16 protein-coding genes, 1 tRNA gene and 1 pseudogene are annotated in these 21,236 nt (G+C 57.3%); 13 read left to right on the plus strand and 5 right to left on the minus strand.

All coding sequences use genetic code 11. The annotated features are described in order from the left end of the window. Window positions 1–80 precede the first annotated feature (80 nt). On the plus strand, window positions 81–764 hold the full coding sequence (locus tag BFV97_RS16895; protein WP_069301577.1) for a TIGR04283 family arsenosugar biosynthesis glycosyltransferase: 684 nt from the start codon (window positions 81–83) through the stop codon (window positions 762–764). A gap of 69 nt (window positions 765–833) precedes the next feature. On the opposite strand, the gene BFV97_RS16900 is transcribed toward BFV97_RS16895, so the two are convergent. Then, window positions 834–2,756 carry an ABC transporter ATP-binding protein gene (locus BFV97_RS16900; RefSeq protein ID WP_245667789.1) on the minus strand — a complete coding sequence of 641 codons (1,923 nt, stop codon included), beginning with the start codon at window positions 2,754–2,756 and terminating at the stop codon, window positions 834–836. 135 nt (window positions 2,757–2,891) lie between these two features. On the opposite strand from BFV97_RS16900, the gene BFV97_RS16905 reads away from it, so the two are divergent. The 6 genes from BFV97_RS16905 (at window position 2,892) to BFV97_RS16930 (ending at window position 11,092) form a co-directional block, all read left to right on the plus strand. Further along, window positions 2,892–4,091: a pyridoxal-phosphate-dependent aminotransferase family protein gene (locus BFV97_RS16905; RefSeq protein ID WP_069301579.1), complete on the plus strand. Its 1,200-nt coding sequence runs from the start codon at window positions 2,892–2,894 to the stop codon at window positions 4,089–4,091. Between the two features lie 131 nt (window positions 4,092–4,222). Further along, window positions 4,223–6,517 (plus strand): xanthine dehydrogenase family protein molybdopterin-binding subunit, encoded by a 2,295-nt coding sequence (locus tag BFV97_RS16910; RefSeq protein WP_069301580.1) that lies wholly within the window; start codon window positions 4,223–4,225, stop codon window positions 6,515–6,517. Window positions 6,518–6,579: 62 nt separating this feature from the next. After that, window positions 6,580–7,677, plus strand: a complete 1,098-nt coding sequence (locus BFV97_RS16915; protein ID WP_069301581.1) for a DUF2235 domain-containing protein — start codon at window positions 6,580–6,582, stop codon at window positions 7,675–7,677. 91 nt (window positions 7,678–7,768) lie between these two features. After that, window positions 7,769–8,425 carry a protein-L-isoaspartate O-methyltransferase family protein gene (locus tag BFV97_RS16920; RefSeq protein WP_069301582.1) on the plus strand — a complete coding sequence of 219 codons (657 nt, stop codon included), beginning with the start codon at window positions 7,769–7,771 and terminating at the stop codon, window positions 8,423–8,425. 47 nt (window positions 8,426–8,472) lie between these two features. Further along, entirely contained in the window at window positions 8,473–9,867 is a 1,395-nt protein-coding gene (locus tag BFV97_RS16925; protein WP_069301583.1) for a TolC family outer membrane protein, read from the plus strand. A gap of 70 nt (window positions 9,868–9,937) precedes the next feature. Continuing rightward, a complete protein-coding gene (locus BFV97_RS16930; RefSeq protein WP_069301584.1) occupies window positions 9,938–11,092 on the plus strand; it encodes a hypothetical protein in 1,155 nt (384 codons plus the stop codon). Between the two features lie 63 nt (window positions 11,093–11,155). Here BFV97_RS16930 and BFV97_RS16935 read toward each other — a convergent pair whose 3' ends face one another. Further along, window positions 11,156–12,619: a cobyric acid synthase gene (locus BFV97_RS16935; protein ID WP_069301585.1), complete on the minus strand. Its 1,464-nt coding sequence runs from the start codon at window positions 12,617–12,619 to the stop codon at window positions 11,156–11,158. Window positions 12,620–13,121: 502 nt separating this feature from the next. Between BFV97_RS16935 and BFV97_RS16940 the strand changes: the two genes are divergently transcribed. Continuing rightward, a tRNA-Cys gene (locus BFV97_RS16940) sits at window positions 13,122–13,195 on the plus strand. Between the two features lie 62 nt (window positions 13,196–13,257). Here BFV97_RS16940 and BFV97_RS16945 read toward each other — a convergent pair. Beyond that, window positions 13,258–14,283: a tyrosine-type recombinase/integrase gene (locus tag BFV97_RS16945; RefSeq protein ID WP_245667790.1), complete on the minus strand. Its 1,026-nt coding sequence runs from the start codon at window positions 14,281–14,283 to the stop codon at window positions 13,258–13,260. Between the two features lie 480 nt (window positions 14,284–14,763). Between BFV97_RS16945 and BFV97_RS16955 the strand changes: the two genes are divergently transcribed. Both BFV97_RS16955 and BFV97_RS16960 read left to right on the plus strand, forming a co-directional pair. Beyond that, window positions 14,764–15,135 (plus strand): hypothetical protein, encoded by a 372-nt coding sequence (locus tag BFV97_RS16955; protein WP_069301587.1) that lies wholly within the window; start codon window positions 14,764–14,766, stop codon window positions 15,133–15,135. A 40-nt stretch (window positions 15,136–15,175) separates the two neighbouring features. Beyond that, the gene (locus BFV97_RS16960; protein ID WP_069301588.1) at window positions 15,176–18,022 is read left to right on the plus strand and encodes a UvrD-helicase domain-containing protein; all 2,847 of its coding nucleotides are present in this window, start codon (window positions 15,176–15,178) and stop codon (window positions 18,020–18,022) included. Here the strand turns inward: BFV97_RS16960 and BFV97_RS16965 are convergent. Beyond that, complete coding sequence (locus tag BFV97_RS16965) at window positions 18,019–18,660, minus strand: hypothetical protein (protein ID WP_069301594.1); 642 nt, start codon at window positions 18,658–18,660, stop codon at window positions 18,019–18,021. The two genes, BFV97_RS16960 and BFV97_RS16965, sit on opposite strands and share 4 nt — an antisense overlap. Before the next feature lie 158 nt (window positions 18,661–18,818). On the opposite strand from BFV97_RS16965, the gene BFV97_RS19185 reads away from it, so the two are divergent. The 3 genes from BFV97_RS19185 (at window position 18,819) to BFV97_RS18830 (ending at window position 20,659) form a co-directional block, all read left to right on the plus strand. Then, window positions 18,819–19,031 carry a helix-turn-helix domain-containing protein gene (locus tag BFV97_RS19185; RefSeq protein ID WP_055190692.1) on the plus strand — a complete coding sequence of 71 codons (213 nt, stop codon included), beginning with the start codon at window positions 18,819–18,821 and terminating at the stop codon, window positions 19,029–19,031. A 2-nt stretch (window positions 19,032–19,033) separates the two neighbouring features. Beyond that, entirely contained in the window at window positions 19,034–19,234 is a 201-nt protein-coding gene (locus tag BFV97_RS16975) for a hypothetical protein (RefSeq protein WP_069301589.1), read from the plus strand. Between the two features lie 213 nt (window positions 19,235–19,447). Continuing rightward, window positions 19,448–20,659 (plus strand): hypothetical protein, encoded by a 1,212-nt coding sequence (locus tag BFV97_RS18830; RefSeq protein ID WP_157888360.1) that lies wholly within the window; start codon window positions 19,448–19,450, stop codon window positions 20,657–20,659. 284 nt (window positions 20,660–20,943) lie between these two features. Here BFV97_RS18830 and BFV97_RS18960 read toward each other — a convergent pair. Next, window positions 20,944–21,236, minus strand: a pseudogene (locus BFV97_RS18960) (hypothetical protein); the annotation flags it as partial.

Raw genomic sequence — 21,236 nt, forward strand, 5'->3', positions numbered from 1 at the left:
TCAATTTTATTCGCCCTTTGGCGGTTAACCGTTTATGTAGCCTCCAGACACCGCCGTGACCAGAACCATTCCGACAGCCCATGCCCGCACCCATCACCGTTATCATCCCGACCCTGAACTCCGCCCAAACCCTCGGCCCGACACTGGCGAGCGTCTATGAAGGGATGACCGCAGGGCTGGTGCATCAGGTGATCTTTGCGGATGGCGGCTCTACCGACGGGATCGACCACATCGCTGAAGAGTCCGGTGCGCAGTTGCATCACTTCTCCGCCGGACGCGGCACCCAGATGGCAGGCGCAGCACGCAGCGCCACAACCCCGTGGCTGATGTTCCTGCACAGCGACACAGTGCTTGGCGAAGGCTGGACAACGGTCGTGCGCTCCCATGTGGAAACCCGCACCGATGCCGCCTATTTCAAACTCCGCTTTGACACCGGAGGCGTTGCCGGAACGCTGGTCGCGGCTTGGGCCAACCTCCGCGCGAGAATTTTCGGGCTGCCCTATGGTGATCAGGGCTTGTTGCTGCCCACAGCGCTTTACACCAAAACCGGCGGCTTTCCGGAAATCCCGCTGATGGAGGATGTCGCGCTCGCCCGAAAGCTACGGGGCCAGCTTACCGCGCTCAGGGCCACCGCAACCACGAGTGCTGTGAAATACCGCGAGGAGGGCTGGCTGAAACGGGGCGGCAGCAATCTCGTGACCCTGTCGCTCTATTTTCTCGGGCGCTCGCCGGAAGAACTCGCACGGCGTTACAAAAAAGGCTGAGTCTTCTTCTGGCCCGAAATATCCCGGGGTGAATGCGCGCAGCGCAGAGGGGCAGCGCCCCAATACCTGCTACAAGGGGCTGTTTGAATTCCCCATCCCGACAAAGCGGCTGACCATTTCCATCAACCCCCGCTTGCGCTTGCGGGTCGCAAAAGACCGTGGTCGCTTGCGCCGCCCCCCTTCGGCTTTCATATCGAATTGCAGATTGAACAGATCGGCATAAATCCCGCCCCGTTTGAGCAATTCGTCATGGGTGCCCTGATCCACGATACGCCCCTGATCCAACACAACGATCTGATCCGCATCAAGGATGGTGGCCAGACGATGTGCAATCACAAGCGTGGTGCGCCCTTTGGACAGCGCATCAAGCCCCTTGCGGATCGCCGCTTCGGATTCCGCATCCAGCGCAGAGGTCGGTTCATCCAGCAGCAGGATCGGTGCATCCCGCAACATGGCCCGCGCAATGGAAAGGCGCTGGCGCTCTCCGCCGGAAAAGCTGGATTTGGAGGGATCAATCCGCGTGTCATAGCCCTTTGGCAAGGCGCTGATGAATTCGTCCGCAGCGGCGGCTTTGGCGGCCTCGATACAGGCTTCCCGTGTGGCGCCTTCGCGCCCGAAACCGATGTTCTCCAGAACCGTGCCGGACAGCAGCACGCTGTCCTGACTGACCACGGAAATCTGGTTGCGCAGGGATGTGATCTGATGGTCTGTCAGGTCGTGACCGTCGATCAGAATATGGCCTTCGCTGGCGTCGAACAAACGGGGCAAGAGGTTGAAAATCGTCGATTTCCCCGCACCCGAACGCCCGACAAAGGCATAGGTTTTCCCCGCTGCAATATCCAGATTGATGTCATGCAGCGCGGTATAGCCGTCCGGATAGGTAAAGCCGACATTGCGGAACTCGATATGCCCTTCGGGTTTGCTTCCCTCGGGGTAGGTAAAGCTACCGTCGGCAATGTCGTTTCTGGTGTCATAAAGCGCATAAACCCGCTCCAGCGCGGCCATGCCTTGCAAGCCTACCGCATAGGCCCCGCCCAGTTTGCGGGCCGGATTGGTCGCAACGCCCAGCGCCGTGATCAACCCGATAAAGCCGGCCAGATCAATCGCGCCCGACTGCATCCGCCAGGCCACCAGAAACAGCAGCACGGCAATGGCGACACCGGCCAGCACTTCGATCATCGGCGTGATCAGCGCCTGCCATTTCACCAGTGAAATCCGCAAGCCGACCAGCCGGTCAAACACATGGTTGGAGGTTTTCTTCAGAGATTCTTCCAACTGATAGGTCCGCACCATGCGAATTCCGGTTAGACCTTCGTTCACGGATTCCGTCATATGGGCGATTTCGCTCTGGGTGCTTGCGGAAATGCGCCGTATGCGGGCACCCGCAATGCCAATCGGCCCAAAGGCCAGTGCAAACACCAGAACCAGCCCGATGGCCATAGCCCAGTCGATGGACAGCATCACCACAATCGCAGCGATTAGGGTTAAAATATCGCGGACCGATCCGAACACCGTGATTGATGCCTGCCGCACCAGTTCAATATCCGCCGAAAACCGCGCCGCCAAAGCAGCCGGGGCCTCGGCCAGCAGATAGGCCAGATCCATGTAAACCAGCCTGTCATACATGTATTTCTGCATATCCGCCTGCACACGGCTAAGCACACGGTTCTGCACCACCTGTTGCAGATAATGGGCGATCCCTTTGCTAAGGGTCAGGCCGATAATCCCCGCCGGACCCCACCAGATAACGCTGGAGTCCTTACGCTCAAGCGCGGAGATAACCCACTCCATAAACTTCGCATAGCCGGCCGTGGACAGCGCAACCACCAGCATGAACAGGGTAGCCAGAACCATTTTGGGCCAGTGAGGTGCCAACCAGTCCCGCCAGAGGCGGCCATAGGCGGCACGTGCATTCAACTGCGGTGTTTCAGCTTCGCTCATAGAGACCTTTGCATGTTGCGGCCACTGGCCTGCGGGCCGACCTTGTACCATCTGCACCCCTGCTGTCCATGCCCAGCTTGCACAGCCCGCCCCCGCCCCTGCCGCAACGACGCATAAATTGGTTTTGACCTTTCAAATAGGCAAGAGTACCCATTTGCCTGAAGACCTCTTAAGAAAGCCTTATTCATGTCGCTCAATTTCGGTCGCGCACAATTGTCCATCCCCGGCCCTTCTGTCATTCCCGACCGTGTGTTGAACGCAATGCACCGCGCCTCTCCCAATATCTATGAGGGCGATTTGATCGACATGACGGCAACCCTTTACCCTGATCTGAAAACCGTGGCGCAGACGCGCCATCACGCCGCCGTTTATATCGCCAACGGCCACGGCGCTTGGGAGGCGGCCCTGTCCAACACCTGTTCGCGGGGGGATAAAATCTTGGTGCTGGTGACGGGGCGGTTCGCGCAGGGCTGGGCGGATGTGGCAACGCGCACGGGCATTGACGTTGAAACGCTGGATTTCGGAATGCAGGACGCGGTTGACCCAGAGCAGCTTTGCGACCGGCTGAAAGCGGACCGTGGCCATGAAATCCGCGGCGTGTTTACAGTCCAGACCGACACAGCCTCCTCGGTGCAAAACGACATAGCCGCGATCCGCAAGGCGATGGACGCCGCCGGACATCCCGCCCTGTTGTTTGTGGACTGTATTGCCTCGCTTGGCTGTGACCGTCACGAAATGGACGCTTGGGGCGTGGATGTCATGGTGACAGGCTGTCAAAAGGGGCTGATGACCCCCGCAGGCATGTCGTTTGTCTTTTTCAACGACAAAGCGGCAGCAGCACAGGCAAAGGCGGATCTTGTAACGAATTACTGGGACTGGCATCCCCGTGCCAATCCTGCGCGGTTCTACCAGCAGTTCGGCGGCACCGCACCGACCCATCACCTGTTCGGCCTGCGCGAAGCCCTGAACATTCTGGTGAAAGAAGAAGGTATCAAACAGGCTTGGGCGCGGCACCAGACCTGTGCCCAAGCGGTCTGGGCGGCGGTAGAACGCTGGGGCAGTCTGCGGCTGAACATTGCAGTTCCGGCAAAACGGTCCCACGCGGTGACGACCGTGCGCTCTGACGGGGATGAATGTGGCCGTCTGCGCCACTGGTGCGAACATCAGGGCGGTTTGACGCTGGGCATCGGGCTTGGCTTTGCCGAAGAGGGAGAACCCGGATGGAACAGCGTGCTGCGCATCGCCCATATGGGGCATCTCAATCCGGTGATGCTGATGGGGGCGCTTGGCACAATGGACACGGGCCTCAAGGCGCTGGGCATTCCCCACGGCAGCGGCGCACTGGAGGCGGCGGGCGCAGTGCTGGCGCGGCATCCGGTAGGGTGAACGGCACGGCTCGCAAGCCAAGTGGACCGCGAACCAGACTAAACCGCAACGTTTCTGCGCCTTTGCCCTAGACCTGACCGCGATAAGGGATACCCTTACAGTAACGACTTTATTGCAAAGGCCAGTGCTTTATGAACACCCCGTTTTCCAAGTTCGGAATTTCCCAATCTGCCACGCGCGTCGAAGACATACGCCTACTGACCGGACACGGCCGCTACACCGATGACATCGCCCCTGAGGGCGCATTGCATATGTATGTGCTGCGCGCGCAGATGGCCCACGCAAACCTGAGCGGAATTGACACAACAGAGGCAAAATCCGCCCCCGGCGTTCACGGGGTCTTTGTGGCGGGCGATCTGGAAGGCGTGATGGAGAATGCCATGAACGCCATTCCGGTCAAAAACCGCGACGGGCGCACGGCTGCAGTGCCCCACCGCCCTGCCCTTGCCACAGACCGCGTGCGCTTTGTCGGGGAAGCCGTCGCCGTGATTGTGGCCGATACCTTGCAACAGGCCCGCGATGCAGCGGAAATGATCCTTGTGGACTATGACGATTTGCCCGCCACTACCGAACTCGAATTCGGCGGCCCCGAAATCCATCCCGAAGCGCCGGAAAACCTTGCCTATGACTGGGCGCACGGTGATGCAGAGGCCACCGAAGCTGCATTCCGCTCTGCCACCCATCGCGTGAAACTGCGGGTCCATTCCAACCGCGTGATTGCCAATTCGATGGAGCCTCGCGCCTGTTATGCGGAAATGGAAGGCGAGCGCCTGCATGTCTGTTTCTCGGGCCAAGGGGTCTGGGGCGTAAAGCGGCATCTGGCGGGATCTTTCAGGATGGCCCCTGCAAACATCCGCGTCACCAACCCCGATGTGGGGGGCGGATTCGGGATGAAAGTTCACGCCTATCCTGAATACCTGCTCGCTGCATTTGCGGCGAAAACCCTTGGTCAGCCGGTACGCTGGACGCCGGATCGCAGTGAATCGATGCTAACGGACAATGCCTGCCGCGATCTTTATTCCGATGCGGAAGCGGGTTTTGACGAAAACTACAAACTGGTGGCGTTGCGGGTGAACGCCGTGTCCAATCTTGGCGCGTATAGTTCCGGTTTCGGGCAGAACATCCAGTCCGAACTGGCACTGAAAGTCTTTCCCGGTGTGTATGACGTGCAGAACGCCTATTTCGGGGTGCGCGGCATTTACACCAACACCACGCCGGTTGATGCCTATCGCGGCGCCGGACGGCCCGAGGCGATTTACGTGCTGGAGCGGTTGTTTGACCATGCTGCACGCCGCTTCGGGCTGGACCCCTCCGACCTGCGCCGCCGCAGTTTCATCCGTGCCGAGCAGATGCCTTATAAAACAGCCGCCGGAGAGCTATATGACGTGGGCGATTTCGACCGCGTGCTGACACGGGCCGAAACCGAAGCGGATGTGGCAGGCTTTGCCGCCCGCCAGCAGGCCAGCGCTGCGAAAGGCAAATTGCGCGGGTTAGGGCTGTGTTTTTACATCGAAAGCATCCTCGGCGCGCCGCAGGAAACCACGCGGATCGAATTTGCCGAAGACGGGCAGCTGAACCTTTATGTGGGCACCCAAAGCAACGGACAGGGCCACGAAACCGCCTATACGCAACTGCTGTGCGAGAAAACCGGATGGGATCCGGCCAAAGTGCGCATCATTCAGGGCGACAGCGACGCGATCCCCGCGGGAGGCGGTACGGGTGGGTCACGCTCTGTCACGATGCAGGGCAATTCCATCTATAAAACCTCTGATTTGATGATTGAACGGCTGAAACCGCTGGCCAGTGACGAACTGGAAGTCCACCCGCAGGATGTGATCTTTGACAAGGGCGCCTTTGCAATTATCGGCACGGACCGGCGGATTACCCTGCCCGATGTGGTGAGCAAAGCCCGAGAGTCCGGACAGAACGAACTGCTGGATCATTCCGTTGAATACGACTTGCCCGCCCGCAGCTATCCCAACGGTGCCCACTTCTGCGAGGTGGAAATCGACCCGCATACCGGACACACTCAGGTCGTGAAATATACGATTGTTGATGACTTCGGCCTGCTGATCAATCCGATGCTGGCCGAAGGTCAGGTTCACGGCGGCGTGGTACAGGGCATTGGTCAGGCCATAACCGAACATGCGATTTATGATGAAACCGGACAGTTACTGACAGGCAGTTTCATGGATTACGGCATGCCCCGCGCCCGTGACATTCCCACGATGGCGTTTCATACCGAACTGGTGCCCTCCACCGCCAATGAGATCGGCATGAAGGGCTGCGGAGAGGCGGGAACCGTTGGTGCGATGGCCGCCGTGATGAACGCGGTGCAGGATGCACTGTGGGATCGGGGTATCCGGCAGGTTGACATGCCCGTCACGCCGCTGCGTATGTGGGAATGGCTGCAACAGGCGGATTGATCCGGCAGCAAATGAAAGCTTGGAGGTGAAAGCGGTTTGAGACAGAAGGAGGCAGGCAAGGGATGAAGCAGAGCAACGGCGCAGAGGGCTTTTGGGGCAAACTGGTCACGCAGCTGAAGTCCAAGCTGCGCTTCCCCCGCCGCACCGAATTACCGCCGCCCCCCGAGCGAGAGCCAAAGTCCCATATCCTGATCATTGACGGCACCCAAAGCCGTCTCGCGGACGGGGAAGAAACCAACGCAGGCCTGCTCTACAAACTGCTGCTGCAAGCCCATGACCCGCAAAACGCAACGATCTGGTATCATCCGGGCATTCAGGGACACGGTTTTCGCAACTGGGTAACGATTGCCTCGGGCTGGGGGATTAACCAGCTTATTTTTGACGGTTACGCCCAGCTTGCCGCGCAATACCAGCCGGGCGACCGGATATTCCTGTTCGGCTATTCCCGTGGGGCCTATGCGGTGCGCTCTATTGCGGGGATGATCGGGCGCGTCGGGCTGGTGCGGCAGACCAATGTGACCAAAGCCAATCTGCGCTTTGCTTTCCGGCTGTATGAATCCCAATCCACCTCACAGGCCCGCGCCGCCTTCAAGTCCATTCACTGCCACCCTGACACCCCGATAGAGATGATCGGCGTCTGGGATACGGTAAAGGCGCTTGGCATCCAGTATCCCCTGCTCACCTATCTTGCGCCGATGGCTACCGAATTTCACAGCACCACGATTGGCGGCTCGGTCAAGGCAGGGTATCAGGCGCTGGCGCTTGACGAGGACCGCCGTGCCTATGCCCCCGTGATGTGGGACACCGAACCGGGCTGGTCCGGCCATCTGGAGCAGGTCTGGTTTCGCGGCGCCCACGGCGATGTGGGCGGCCATGTCTACCGCTATCCCCACGCGCGACCGCTGGCCAACATCCCGCTGGTCTGGATGTGTGACAAGGCCGAAGACCACGGGTTGACCCTGCCCGAAGGCTGGAAATCCCGCTTTCCCACCGACCGCAACGCCCCTGCGATGGGCGCCAATGCGGGCATTGGAAAGTTCTTCCTGCTGCGTGCGCCACGCGTGCTCGGGCAGAAGCCCGGAGAGGCGATGCATATCTCTACCGGATCGTCGCGCCCGCTGTCCGGCTATAGTGAAGCGGCAACAGCTGCGGGCGGATAACCCGAATTTCGCAAGGACTGCGTTGCAGCCCCTTGACGATTGTGGCACTACACGATTCAACTATACGCAGTTCCAGCACGAAGGCTTTGCCATGACTGATTTCTCAGCCGCCCGCACCACTATGGTGGATTGTCAGGTCCGCCCGTCCGATGTGACCAAATATCCGATCATCGACGCGCTTCTGACGGTCGAGCGTGAGGAATTCGTGCCAACAGCCAAACGGGGCATCGCCTATATGGGCGAACACATTGACCTTGCCCCCGGTCGTGTGCTGCTGGACCCGCGCACCTTTGCCAAGATGCTGGACCTTGCGAATATCCAGCCCACAGAACTGGTGCTCGATCTGGGATGTGGCTTTGGCTATTCCAGCGCGGTCATCGCACGTATGGCAGAAGCTGTCGTCGCGGTTGAACCGGATGAACAAATGGCACAGGAAGCTGCCGAACTGCTGTCTGGCAGCGGTGTAGATAACGTCATGGTGGAGCAGGCTGAACTGACCAAGGGCGCCCCCAAACACGGCCCCTATTGTGTCATCATGCTGCAAGGCGCCGCAGAGCAAATCCCTGCGGAAATCACCGACCAATTAAAACCGGGTGGCCGGATCATCGCGATCCGTCAGTCGGGTAACACCGGTCATTGCAAGATCGGGTACAAGCACGACCACGGTATTGACTGGCGCAACGCATTTGACGCAACTGCGCCGATCCTGCCGGGGTTCAACAAAGAGCAGGAATTCACCTTCGGCTAGGTGCAGTGCATCCGGTTAGAAAAGGTGCAAGAGAGACAGGATAGACCATGTTTGGACGCCTTAAGCTTACCGGAATCGCCTTTGCGATTACTCTTTCATCCCTTCCCGCCCACGCGACAACGCTCGCGGATGCGCTGGTGCAGGCCTATTTGACCAACCCGCAGATCCTCGCACAGCAGGCCGCACTACGGGCAACAGATGAAGGCGTCATCTCGGCGCGGGCCAACCTGCTGCCGACGCTGACGAACACGCTGACAATCGGGCGCCAGTCCGATTTCAATGACCCGAGCGCTGTGCGCAATCCGACAACCGTGTGGAACAACAACACGCAACTGACCATCCAGCTTTTTGACGGCGGGGCCGACAGGCTTGGCGTTGAGGCAGCCCGCATGGCTATTCTGGCCGGACGGCAGGCCCTGCTGCAAGTAGAGCAACTCGTGCTGTTTGATACGGTTCAGGCCTTTATGAACGTGCGCCGCGACCAGCAGTTTGTCCGCCTTGCCCAAAACAACGTCCGCGTTCTGGGCGAACAGGTCCGCGCCGCCAAAGACCGCTTTGAAGTGGGTGAAGTGACCCGCACCGATGTGGCACAGGCCGAGGCCCGCCTTGCCGCCGCGCGTTCCCAGCTTGAAACCAACCGTGGCAACCTGCGCCGCTCTGCAAGCGCCTATACCGCCGTGGTCGGCACGCCGCCCCGCGACCTGCGCAATCCGCCCCCCGCGCCGGTCCTGCCCGGTTCCCCCGAAAAGGCCGAAGCGGTTGCCCTGCGCAAACATCCCCGCATCATGCAGGCCCAGTTCAACGCGAAAGCTGCGGAACTGACTGCCGAAGCCACAACCAAAAACCGCCATCCGAACGTAAGCGGCCAGCTTAGTTATGATTTCGGAGGGCGGGCCGGTAACAGTGATCTGACCACCGAAGAACTGAACGCCCGCATCGTCGGTCAATGGACCCTGTATCAAGGGGGCCGCTTGAACAGCAACCGCCGCCGCGACGTGGCCCTGTTGCAGCAGGCGCTGTCCAACGTGCAGCAATCCGGCTACCTGACCCGTCAGGGTCTGCGGGACGCCTATACAAACTGGCAAGTGGCCAGTGCCTCTATCCAGTCCAACCGCGAGCAGGTACGCGCCGCCCAAGTCGCTTTTGACGGTGTGCGTGAAGAGGCCAAGCTTGGCGCGCGGACCACGCTGGACGCCCTTGATGCAGAGCAGGAACTGCTCTCAGCGCGTTCCCAGCTTGTGACCGCGATCCGCGATCAATATGTGGCGCAATATCAGGTGCTCGCAGAGATGGGGCTGCTCACTGCGGAACATCTTGGCCTTGGCGTGCCGATCTACAATCCGGACGTGAACACCGCTGCCTCCAATCGCAAGCAACTTGGCATTCTGGGTGACAGACGCATCAAACTGTTTGAAAAGCTGAAAAAAAGAAACGGCAACTGACAGTTAGTCAGCAGTTGCCCGAATCCGCGTTCGCCAGTAAACTCCGAGCCGAGGCAAAAGGAGTGGATAAATGTCCGAAACAGGCAGAAAGATGGATGTCGAAGACGTCCTATCGTCTATCCGCAGGCTCGTATCAGAAGAGGCGCGCAGCGCTCCGGACACGAAAACCCCTGCGGCATCCCAGAAATCAACCGATGCAGAGACGCGACAACCCGATACACCGAAGGGTCCCGACAAGCTGGTCCTGACGCCGTCTCTGCGGGTTAGCGAGGCGCTGTCTCCAACGCCGGTCGCTGCAGAAATCGAACAACGCATTGCCGACATCGAATCCCTTGTTATGGCCGAAGCCGTGGAAGCCTCTAAAGAGGAAATTGCCCGCGCTGTAGAGGTACAGGGCAGAGAGGAAGACGGGGAAAACTCCGGCGGCGATTACGACGACCCTGCCGCACAAATGGCAGAGCTGGTCGGCGCCGCGCCGCGTCGCCCCCAAACCTTTCCGCAATCCGTTCCCGAGAGCACCCCGACAGCGGAGCAGGAGGCTGCTGCCGAACGTGCGCTGGAACGGCTCGACCTGCCAAGACGGGACTATACCCGGAACGAACCGCCGCTTTCAGCCAACCGCGCCGAGCCGCCCCATCAGGCGCAATCCCAGGACCCGGCCCCGCAAGCCTTTTGCGGACAGGAAGAAACCGGCGAAGACGTGCCTCAGGATGCCCCCGTCCGTGAAGTGATGGAAGGCATCGTCAGCTTTGATTTTGTCGAAGCCGAAGCCGGTGAAGACGACGAACTGGACCGTTTTGACGGGGATGAGGCGGATCACACAGCGCGAAGCGCAGAGGACGACGCGCATTTCCCGACGCAATCCGCTGCCCAGCCGCGCGACTTTGACCAATCCGAAGACACGTTCGAGCCACAGGAAACGGTGAAAGAGGCTCCTTCAAAGGCAGAGCCCTTCATCGACCGCGCCGATCCCGTTAGCGAAGAAAAGGAACCGCAGGATCCAGCCCCAAGCCGGCCCCACGCGGACAGCGCCCTGTTCGACGAGCCTGTCGATTACACCGAAGGGGAAGACGGTTTCCTTGACGAAGAGGCGCTGCGGGAAATGGTTTCTGACATGGTCCGCTCCGAACTTCAGGGGGAACTGGGCGACCGGATCACTCGCAACGTGCGCAAACTGGTCCGGCGCGAAATCCACCGCGCCCTTGCCTCTCGCGAGTTTGAATAAAACGCAAACCCTGATCTCTGGCACGGGGGCCGCTTTGCCTTGGCCCCCTGCCCGCCTTCCGGTCTACTCCGGCTCAGCCACATCCGCCGCCAGCATCCAGATCATCTCGACATCCAGATGGGCCTCTATGTGATCGGCCAACGCGTCCAGCGTTTCATCCACCACATCCTCATAGACCAGATTGCCCGGCGTTACCCCCATCGTCGCGAGATAACCGCGCCGGAACTCATCCGCGATGAACAGACCGTGCACATAACACCCGCGCACCAGACCGTCCGCCGAGGTCGCCCCCTCTTCGCGCCCGTCAATTTCAAGCCACGGACGCCCGCAATCCGGCCCCGATGTCTCACCGATGTGAATTTCATAGCCCGAAACGCCCGAGCCGGAGCCAATGTCGCTCCCGACCACCGAGGCAAGCCGCTTGTGTGGTGTCATCAAGGTAGAGACATCCAGCAACCCCAAGCCTTGCACTTCCCCCGCCGGCCCTTCGATGCCTTCGGGGTCCATGATCGTCTGTCCCAGCATCTGATAGCCGCCGCAAATGCCAAGCACCTGTTTGCCCCGCTCAACGTGGCTCATCAGGTCGGCATCCCAGCCCTGTTCGCGCATATAGGCAAGATCACCGATGGTGGATTTGCTTCCCGGAATCAGCACAAGATCCGCATCCGACGGCAAACGCTGCCCCGGCTCGACGATCACCACCGACACGCCTGGCTCCAGCTTTAACGGGTCAAGATCGTCGAAATTTGCGATGCGCGACAGTTTCGGAACGGCAATTTTGAACGCCCCTTCCCCGCCACTATGAATATCCGCGGCATCTTCGGCCGGCAGTTTTCCGGCATCCTTGAACCAAGGCAAAACCCCCAGCCCGTGCCATCCGGTGTGATCCACTGCAACCTGCAACCCTTCGTCAAACAGGGTCGGATCACCGCGAAACTTGTTGATGATAAAACCTTTGATCAAAGCGTTGTCATCGGCGTCCAGCAGTACGTGGGTGCCCACCAACTGTGCTAAAACCCCGCCCCGATCAATGTCGCCGGTCAGGATCACCGGCACATCCGCAGCCCGCGCAAATCCCATATTGGCAATATCTCCCTTGCGCAGATTGACCTCCGCAGGACTGCCCGCCCCTTCCACCAGCACAATATCCGCATGGGCGCAGAGCCGGTGAAAGCTCTCCAGCACCCGTGGCATTAATTGCGCCTTCATCTTTCCGTAATCTCTGGCCTTGAGGGTCGTCACACGTTTGCCCTGAACCACCACCTGTGCGCCGGTTTCGGTTTCCGGTTTCAAAAGAACCGGATTCATATCTGTGTGGGGCTTCACGTTGCAGGCTCGCGCCTGAAGCGCCTGCGCACGGCCGATCTCTCCGCCGTCCATCGTGACGGCGGCATTATTGCTCATGTTTTGGGGTTTGAAAGGCAATACCTTCAATCCCCGTCGCACAAAAGCGCGGCACAATCCGGCCACGATCATGGACTTACCAACGTTCGATCCAGCCCCCTGGATCATAATGGACTTCGCCATCCCTCACCCTATTCTCACCGCTCCGAACCAAAGCCCGCAGCGCATCCGACGCATTTTGTGATCTGTCAGAACAAAACATCCGCCGCCCGCCAAACCGGAGAACGGCGGCCCTACGAACAGCCCTCATGTGGAATTTATAACAGATTTTTCCAAGTATTGCCTGTAGATTTGGCACAGGTTTGTTCACGGAGCGTCAACAAAAAGGAATTGGACACCGCCCTTCTCCCTGATTGCGACACAATCCAGAGACACCCCCACATTCCTGCCGCATTTGTCCCGACAGCGCCGGGAATCGCGTCGCTGAGAATGAGAATCGCCCACCCCGAAAAGAGCCGTCCGACCCAATGCCACGGCCCGAAGGGTCAGGTTTCAATCCCAAGGCATAAAGCTGCGCTCCATTCACAAAACCGGACTGGACAACCCCCGAAAAAACCGCAATAAGGCCCCTGAACGAAGACCAAAGCGGGTGTCCACACCACACACCCGCAACCCCGTTCAAAAAGGCGAGTTGGCGGAGTGGTGACGCAGCGGATTGCAAATCCGTGTACACCGGTTCGATTCCGGTACTCGCCTCCATTTAAAAACAATCACTTACATCACTCCTTGCCGTGTTTGAGGCCCCGCGTTTACAGGGGCGTTTACATTTTTGTGTCTTGAGACAGTGATTTTGCTCGATTGAGCTTACGCAAAACCGCATCGCTTTCGTCCGGGCTAACCTGCGCATAATGCTCGATAACTTGCGCCGCGTAGCGAACCGACCACCCCATCAGCACCGCAATCTGGCGCAAAGACAGATCGGCATTTAGCAATCTTGTCGCCGCCGTCCCGCGTGTGTCAGACAGAGTCTTCTCCCTGCCGTCGATCCAAGGGGGGATCTGAGCTTCGCGCCGCCACTTGGTGATCTGGTTCGACGCCCAACGGGCCGTCAAAGGCCTACCAAGCTCTGAAACCAGCAGCACCTCTTGGCCTTCCGGCGTCTCCGCGATCAATTTCTCAAGTGCCGATGTGGCCGGGATATATGCGATCTGGCCGCGCTTACTGGTCCTAAAACGAAGGCGCTTGCCGTGCGGCGTGTCTTCGAATTGGTCCATTTTGACCTGAACCAAATCGGCCGCTCGCAAGCCGGTTTCGCATCCGGCGGTCAGGATCCTTTGGACCCACTTGGGTGCATGTTTATTGAACTGGGCTATGTCGCCGCTCGTCCAGATGATTTCTGTGCGGTTCGATTGGTAGAGCTTCTTGAGCTTGTGGCAGTGATGCTCTTTCAGTTTCCCCTCTTCCACCGCCCAATTGAGGACGCGCGTCGCATGGGTGCCCGCCATATCGTGCTGCTTGGGCGAATGAAGCCACTTCTTGCGCCAATTGTTAACCTCGCCCCTTGAGGCACGCTCTTCGAACATCGCGACAGGATCGGCACCGAACTCCTCGCGGAACAACTCCAGCCATTTGCGGATATCAGCCTTTGAACGCTCAGCCTTGGGCAAGGACGCGCTGGACAGAAAATCGTCGACCAAGTGAGTCGTCAGATATTCGGCCGAGCTCACGGGCGTACCGCATTGCGAAAACGCATGGAAGAATTCGGGTTCTTTTGGGTTTGGGTCCGTCCCTTCCCAAAATTTGGGGCCGCCCCGCCAAGCATAGAAATGGTAGCGAACACCGGACACAACCTTTCGTCGGACACGGTGGACGCCCTTGGGAAGGTTACTTCTGGGCACGGCGTGCTCTCCGCTGTGCAACGAGGCTCGGTTGCGAAGTGGCTTCGCGTTCTGCCGCGCTGATGCCCTGAACAGCATCCAATCGCGCGCGAATGAGTTTCGGGTCATACCACCCGCGCCGCCCTGGCACCGGAGCGATACCCGTCCTACGGCAGAAGTCATAGAAGGACGCGCTCGGCTCGTCGTAGCCGAAGAGAAGCGCGAGCTCTGGGGTTGGAATCAGCTGAATATGGCTTGGGCTCATTTTTCAGCCCTCTCACCCACGGCTTCTTGCCGCGACATGGCTGCCCGCAAACAAGACACCACCTGAGCGCCCTGTGAGCGTAAGTTCCGCACAGCTTCCTCTTCGAGCCAGGCTTTCACGTCCGCTGGAAGGTTAAGTTTGAACTGGGTTGTCTTCATATTTACACCTCAACAAAAGGACATAAAATGTCCATATCATTGAGGACAAATATTGTCCATCATGCAATCATGAAAGAAGAAGCCTTGGTCCAATTCAAACTCTTGCTTCCTGCCGCGCTCAAGAAGCGTCTGGAAACGCATGCCACACTGAACCGGCGCAGCCTGTCGCAGGAAATCGTCGTCGCTCTTGAGGAGAAGTACCCGGCCGCAGAACCGGATGCGACGTCGGATCCAGCGGCGCGGCTGCTCTTCTGGCTCGCCAAAAGAATACGACGCAGAACGCCTAAACCGGGCTCGGCGAGGGAGCGCCAAGCGGCGCTGTACGAGAGCATCGCGAGCGACATTACCGCTCGGATGGAGGCAATTCATCAGAGCAATCAGAAAGGCGGCAATGGTTAGCGAATTGAACGTTTAACCTATAGAATCTGCCGAGATAATAATGCCCAAAACACTTTGGCAGCGCACGAAACACGTTGCCTCAACCTATACTTGGACCTTCATAGTTGTGATGGTCCTCAATCAACTTCTATTCTTCGGCTTTTGCCTCAATCCAATTTGTTTGATCGCGGCTATGCCGCATGTTCTTGCTATCACAGTGGCGTTGGGTAGCTGGTTCAACAAAATCAATGGCTGGGGCGTTGGCGACCAAGAAGTGGAGCGCCCCCCCCCTTCAAGGAGGGTCGTTCCAAAGAGAGTCCCAGCAATTGGGCCCAGTTCAGAGTATTCAGATTGGCGCAGCGCTTGGTCAACATCCATTGAACCGAACAGATGGATCCCCAAAGGTGAAGCCGAGAACATTGTCCGACGCTTTCCACCATTTAAGAACGGGCGCGAAGAAGCTGAACCCACTTCGCAGTATCCGCATTTTCAGAAGGCACTTGCAAAGGAGTTTGATGCGGCCAACGCCGCTTTTGGCAAAAAACAGAAAGAACGGTTGAGCGATTTTTTTTCGTCAATCGAGCGGAACCCGCTCACCGATGAACAAATGGATTGCTGTATCTGCATGGACAACGCGCTTCAAATCGTTGCCGCCGCAGGATCCGGTAAAACATCAACTATCGTTGCACGTGTCGGGTATGCCCTAAAGGAAGGCTTGGTCCCACCTGAGGAGATTTTGATTCTTGCGTTCAACCGATCTGTAAAGGAAGAACTGGAAGCTCGTATCAAAGAACGCCTTGGTGATTTTCCCAATGTCCAACGCATTAATGTAAAGACATTCAATGCTTTCGGCCTGGAGGTAATCGGAAAGAGCACCGGGCGAAAGCCAAGGTTGGCTGACTGGGTTGAACCAGGTAAAGACGTTCAAGCCATCTCAGAAATTGTAGAAGATCTTCGCCAACGCGATCCCCGCTTCCGGCTTGACTGGGATCTGTTCAGAACGGTCTACGGTCGCGGCATTGATGAGTGGGACAACCTCAAACAACCGCAAACCGACGTCATAGGTAAAGGCAGCATTCCAACTGCAGACGGAAAACTGGTGAAGAGCCAAGAAGAGCGCATGATCTGCGATTTTCTCTTCTACCACGGCGTGCCATATGAGTACGAACGAACATACGAACACGACACTGCCACAGAAGCGCACTCCCAATACCATCCTGACTTTTATTACCCCCGCTTACACCTCTACCACGAGCATTTTGCGCTAGACGCGCATGGCAAGGCACCGGCCCATTTTTCCGGCGACTATGTCTCCGGTGTCCTCTGGAAAAGGGCGCTACACGACGAAAAAGGAACCCAGCTATTCGAAACCACCTCGCATGGCTTGCGAAACGGTAACGACTTGGATCGGCTGAAAGCCGAACTGGAGAAACACGGCGAAGTTCTAGAGTTCGACGAAAACCGCAAATCCACCGGCCAAGAGCCAATTCCAACCAAGCAACTAGCCTCGACGATCCGTGCTTTCCAGCAGCATGTCAAAAGCAATGGATTGAGCCCGAGGGGCTTGCGCCAGAAGATTGCTGATCATGAGCGTGGCCACCGCGACCGACTTACGCGCTTCGTTAAACTCTACGAAAGAATCGCCGAGGAATGGCAACGGCGTCTTGCTGTCGAAAACTGCATCGATTTCGATGACATGTTGCTCGATGCGATCAAGCACTTGAAAGAAGGGACATATCAAAGCCCCTTCAACATGGTTCTTGCGGACGAGTTTCAGGATGTTTCTCAAGCAAAGTTACGTTTACTCAAAGCCCTCATAGAAAGCGCGGGGACCTCCTCGAGCTTGTGCGTTGTTGGCGATGACTGGCAAGGGATCAACCGCTTCGCTGGTGCCGATATTTCTGTCATGACCGGTTTCGAGCGAACATTCCCGAATGCCACACAGCTCACACTAAGCAAAACGTTCCGATGCCCTCAGGTTTTGTGCGAAGCGTCCAGCGACTTCATCCAGAAGAATCCCATCCAAATAAGAAAGACCGTTGTAACCACCAACACTTATGAAAGAGCCGGACTCCATACATTTGCAGCTGAGACGATGAGTGGTGCTCTTGAGCGCATCGAGAAAGATCTTAAGCAGCTGCATGGTGCTGCCAAAAATGGCCAGCTTGACGTTCCCGACGGCAACAAGCTTACCATCATGCTCTTGGGCCGTTATCACAAGGATAAGCCCGCCAGCTTGAACAGTTGGAAGCGCGCCTATGGCGATCAACTTGAGCTCAGCTACTCTACTGCCCATGCAGCAAAAGGCCTCGAGGCTGACTATGTGATGCTTCTCAACGTCACTGAAGGCCTGATGGGTTTTCCAAGCCAAATCGTTGACGACCCTGCATTGCAGCTCGCGATGCCAGAGCCCGATGACTTCCCGCTGGCTGAGGAGCGCCGCCTTTTCTATGTTGCCCTGACACGCGCCCGCCGACAAACGCGCATCTACACATTGCAAGACAAGCCTTCGAGATTTGTCGTCGAGCTCGCCAAAGACGGGCATACCGAGATCAAAAGCGAAAAGACTACGTTGAAAGTCTGCCCAAAATGCGGGGCTGGCACACTAAGTCAAAGGAACGGGCGATTTGGGCCGTTCGAAGGGTGCAGCGCGCATCCAGAATGTGATTATACCAAGCGACTACTTTCGGTTGGTAGAAGCAGTGCTTCATCGGTGAAATCCATTCGACTAAAAGACCCCATAGCTGAAGGGGCGAAATGCCCAACATGCAATCAAGGCACCATGGTTCTCCGACTGGGGCAAAACGACGAACCTTTCCTTGGGTGCTCTTCCTTCCCTCTTTGTCGAACAACAGCACAAGTCACCAAACGGCAAAACGGGAACGGAAAAAGGGGCACTAGGCCTTAGTAGGCCACCCACTCATATCCGTGGTTGCCCTCGTGATCTTCCCATTCGACACCGACTCCTCTTCGCCAATTTGATGATGAACAGCGCCGTGACGGCAGAACCCATTGCGGGGCGGCGGCTGGTGTCGTGCGTTGCCAGCCGAATTTGCCCTGGGTGCCGTAGGTCCCGAGGCGCATGCTGTAACTCTCAGAACAATCATCGTCGCGACCACGTTCGCGATGGCTGTAGTGCCGAACATCCCAGACACGGATCGAGCGCACGAAATCGAATTCCAGACCGCTGATGTCGATATCGGCACCGCCTTCAACCACCTGAGCCAGAATGACTTGGCCGAGTGTCTGACCATTTTGGTTGCTGGCCTCCCAGATTTTAGGGGCCATGCTTTGCAGGGGCGCACGTTCAGAAACACCCATCGGGCAACGCCAGATTTGCAACGGCGGTTCAATCGGCCAGGGCGTGATCCGGCGGATAAAAACGGCCCGGGCATGGGCACATTCTGCGGACGCGGGCCACCCACCAGCCAGGCAAAGCAGAATGGCGCAATCGACCTGATAGGCCTTTGCCGCCTGCGGTGCCACGGTTGAAAGCAGAGCCACGACAGCTCCGGCGCTCCAATTTCTGATAAGTCTGGACCACATATCAATAAATGCCTCATGATAACGATACTGCATTATTGATACACTACCTCCAACCCGGAGCTTCACACCATATGCGAGCATAGGGTTTATGATGTTCGCGCGCGTTTTGTGGAATATATTCCGTAGAGCGGTTCTTGTGATCTGGCCGAATAGAGGCCATGAAATTACGGGAACGAGTAGGGTTAAATGTCAGGAATCTAAGAAGTTCCAGAGGATTGAGCCAAGAACAGCTAGCGTTGGCTGCGGATGTAGATCGCAGCTATATCAGCGAGATTGAACTCGCCAAAAATTCAGCGTCAATCGATGTTCTGGAGCGTATCGCGGATGCTCTCGAGGTCGATCCCAAGGAATTGTTTAACGAGAGGGGCTAGTTTTGCCCAAACTTGAGAGTTTTCGCTCAAAGGCCGAAGCCATCGGTCGTATTTCATGCATCCAAACAGGCGAAGAAATCGGTCTGCTGTATCAGTGGGATAACGGCGAGACGCAGGCCGCGCTTTATGTAGACGGCTCAAGCAAGCCGCCAAGCTTCCAAAATCAGGCTACTGAACCGAACCTTGGCGCAAAACGCGGCTAGCGGCTGAATGCCGTACAAAGTGCGCTCGCCAGAACGGATCCATGCTTCACGCGCACGCGCCGGTCTAGCCGCCCAAATCAAACATTACGTTCGTTGGAAAGTAACGTCGCCTTGTTCCGCGGCTTGAGGCTCTTAGTAAATGGGAAAAGGGCTACCTAACGGCGCAATATTGGTTCAGTCTACGGAAATTACCAAAACCATATTGGTGTTAAATTGACAGGACACAATCATTACCCATGGTGCACATGCGGATGGTGCGTCGGCGGAGGCAACCGAAACGGTGGAGGCGTCTCCGCCGCGCCAGCAACAAAGTCCCCTCAGCCGGTCTATTCCGATTATGAAAAGCGTCAAGCGACGCAAACGCTGAAAGGCTACGGCGCAACAAGCTACTCTCGCTGCTTCGTGAATCCCAATGCATTCTGCCCCGTCTGCGGTCAGCCCGTCTATTTTTATGCCAATGAACACGGCGGCCGTGTATTCTTTGATGAACTCGGGAAACCTTGGGCGAAGCACCCTTGCACGGACAACGAGCGCACTGCCTCTGGCTCTGTGCGTACTCGCCCCTCCAGTCGACCAGTTGCCGAAATCAAAGAAATTCTCGGTGCCGAACAAAAAATCGAACAGAGAATACTACCTGTAGGCCGGAAAGCGAGAAGAGATTCCTGGAAGCTTGCGGTGGTTGTTGAAGTCCACTTCGCTAACTTCGGCATGGACGTTCAGATTGAAGACCTTTCAAGCCAAAATCACCAGAAACATCGTTTTTTCATCTACTGTGACCAGCCGCTTTTGGTTGAAGGTGACCTCGTCAGTCGCCGTAGGCAGACTTTCTCATTTCTCCACCCGCAGTCACTTGAAGACACTACCGTTGTCAACGGTGACCGGCTTGTAAACTTCGAAGCGCTGGAAAAGGATATCGATCCTAGCCAACTTCCTGGTGAGGTTTCAGAGCTAATGCCATCCGAAAGAAGGCACTTTGGGTCGGGAAGCGGCATAACTGCTAAGGCTTCAGGCACATTGAGGTCAACCCTCGAAGATTTCGCCAAAAAGGGAATCGTGGGGCCCAAACTTGTTTCTCACTATTTGAATGAAACCGGCCGTACGACTGCTGATGGCTCGCTTTGGACACCTCGCCTTGCCTTTTTTCTGATTGCCCTATCCGGCGTCTCCCAAGAAAAACCGGTTAGGCAAAAGAAACGAACCGCAGGTAGCAAACCTCAAAAGGCTCGGAAGCCGCAACCACATGCACGCGCCAAGAAGCGCCCACGTTCATCTGGAACCCTGTCTGGCAATTCGGTTTCGCAATCAGCCAGAAAAACCCACAAGCCACGTTCCGAACCCGCAGCTCGGCTCTCCACCGATGTAGATGAGTGGGCACGTATGCTCTCAAGACTTGGGCGGGTTTCCAGAAAAGACGACGACGGCTGATGATTGCCAGGTGCTACGATTGAGCGCTGCTAGCGGTCGCCCACCCTTTTGAATTCGGAGCAGCTTGGCGATACGACTATCAGTCCTAGCGGCTTTACTCTGTACTCATTTGACCGATGACCGCGCCGAACCAAAAGCGACACTGGCTTACTGCCACTTTGAGGCCTCACAATTGGCGATCGGTCGGGGACTTGTTCCACCCAGAAAGAACAGCAGAATTGTCCACTTTCCCACCTTCGATACAGCCTTTTCGAAAGGCCGTTTTCTTTATGCGATGACGGGTATCAATTTCTCATGTCATCCAGGAACTCCAGAACGCGCGCATGGTCTTCACTGACCTCGCGGGCCTGCTCAAAAACCTCCCGTCGCTCCTGATCCAGGCAACGGAAGTACCGCTCAACATCGTCAAAATACGCCTCGGCATCGCGCTTCAAAAGGTCAGCATTGGCTCGCACTGTTGATTTCCGTTGAGAAGTGACCCGGTAGCCTACAAAATTTTCACTGAGAATTGACCCATGTGAACACATTGCCCTGACGAATTTGTTCAGGGAGATATGGAGTGATAGACATGGGATTT

Origin of the sequence: Neptunicoccus sediminis, from assembly GCF_001719615.1 — a bacterium.
Classification (GTDB): Bacteria; Pseudomonadota; Alphaproteobacteria; order Rhodobacterales; family Rhodobacteraceae; genus Amylibacter; species Amylibacter sediminis.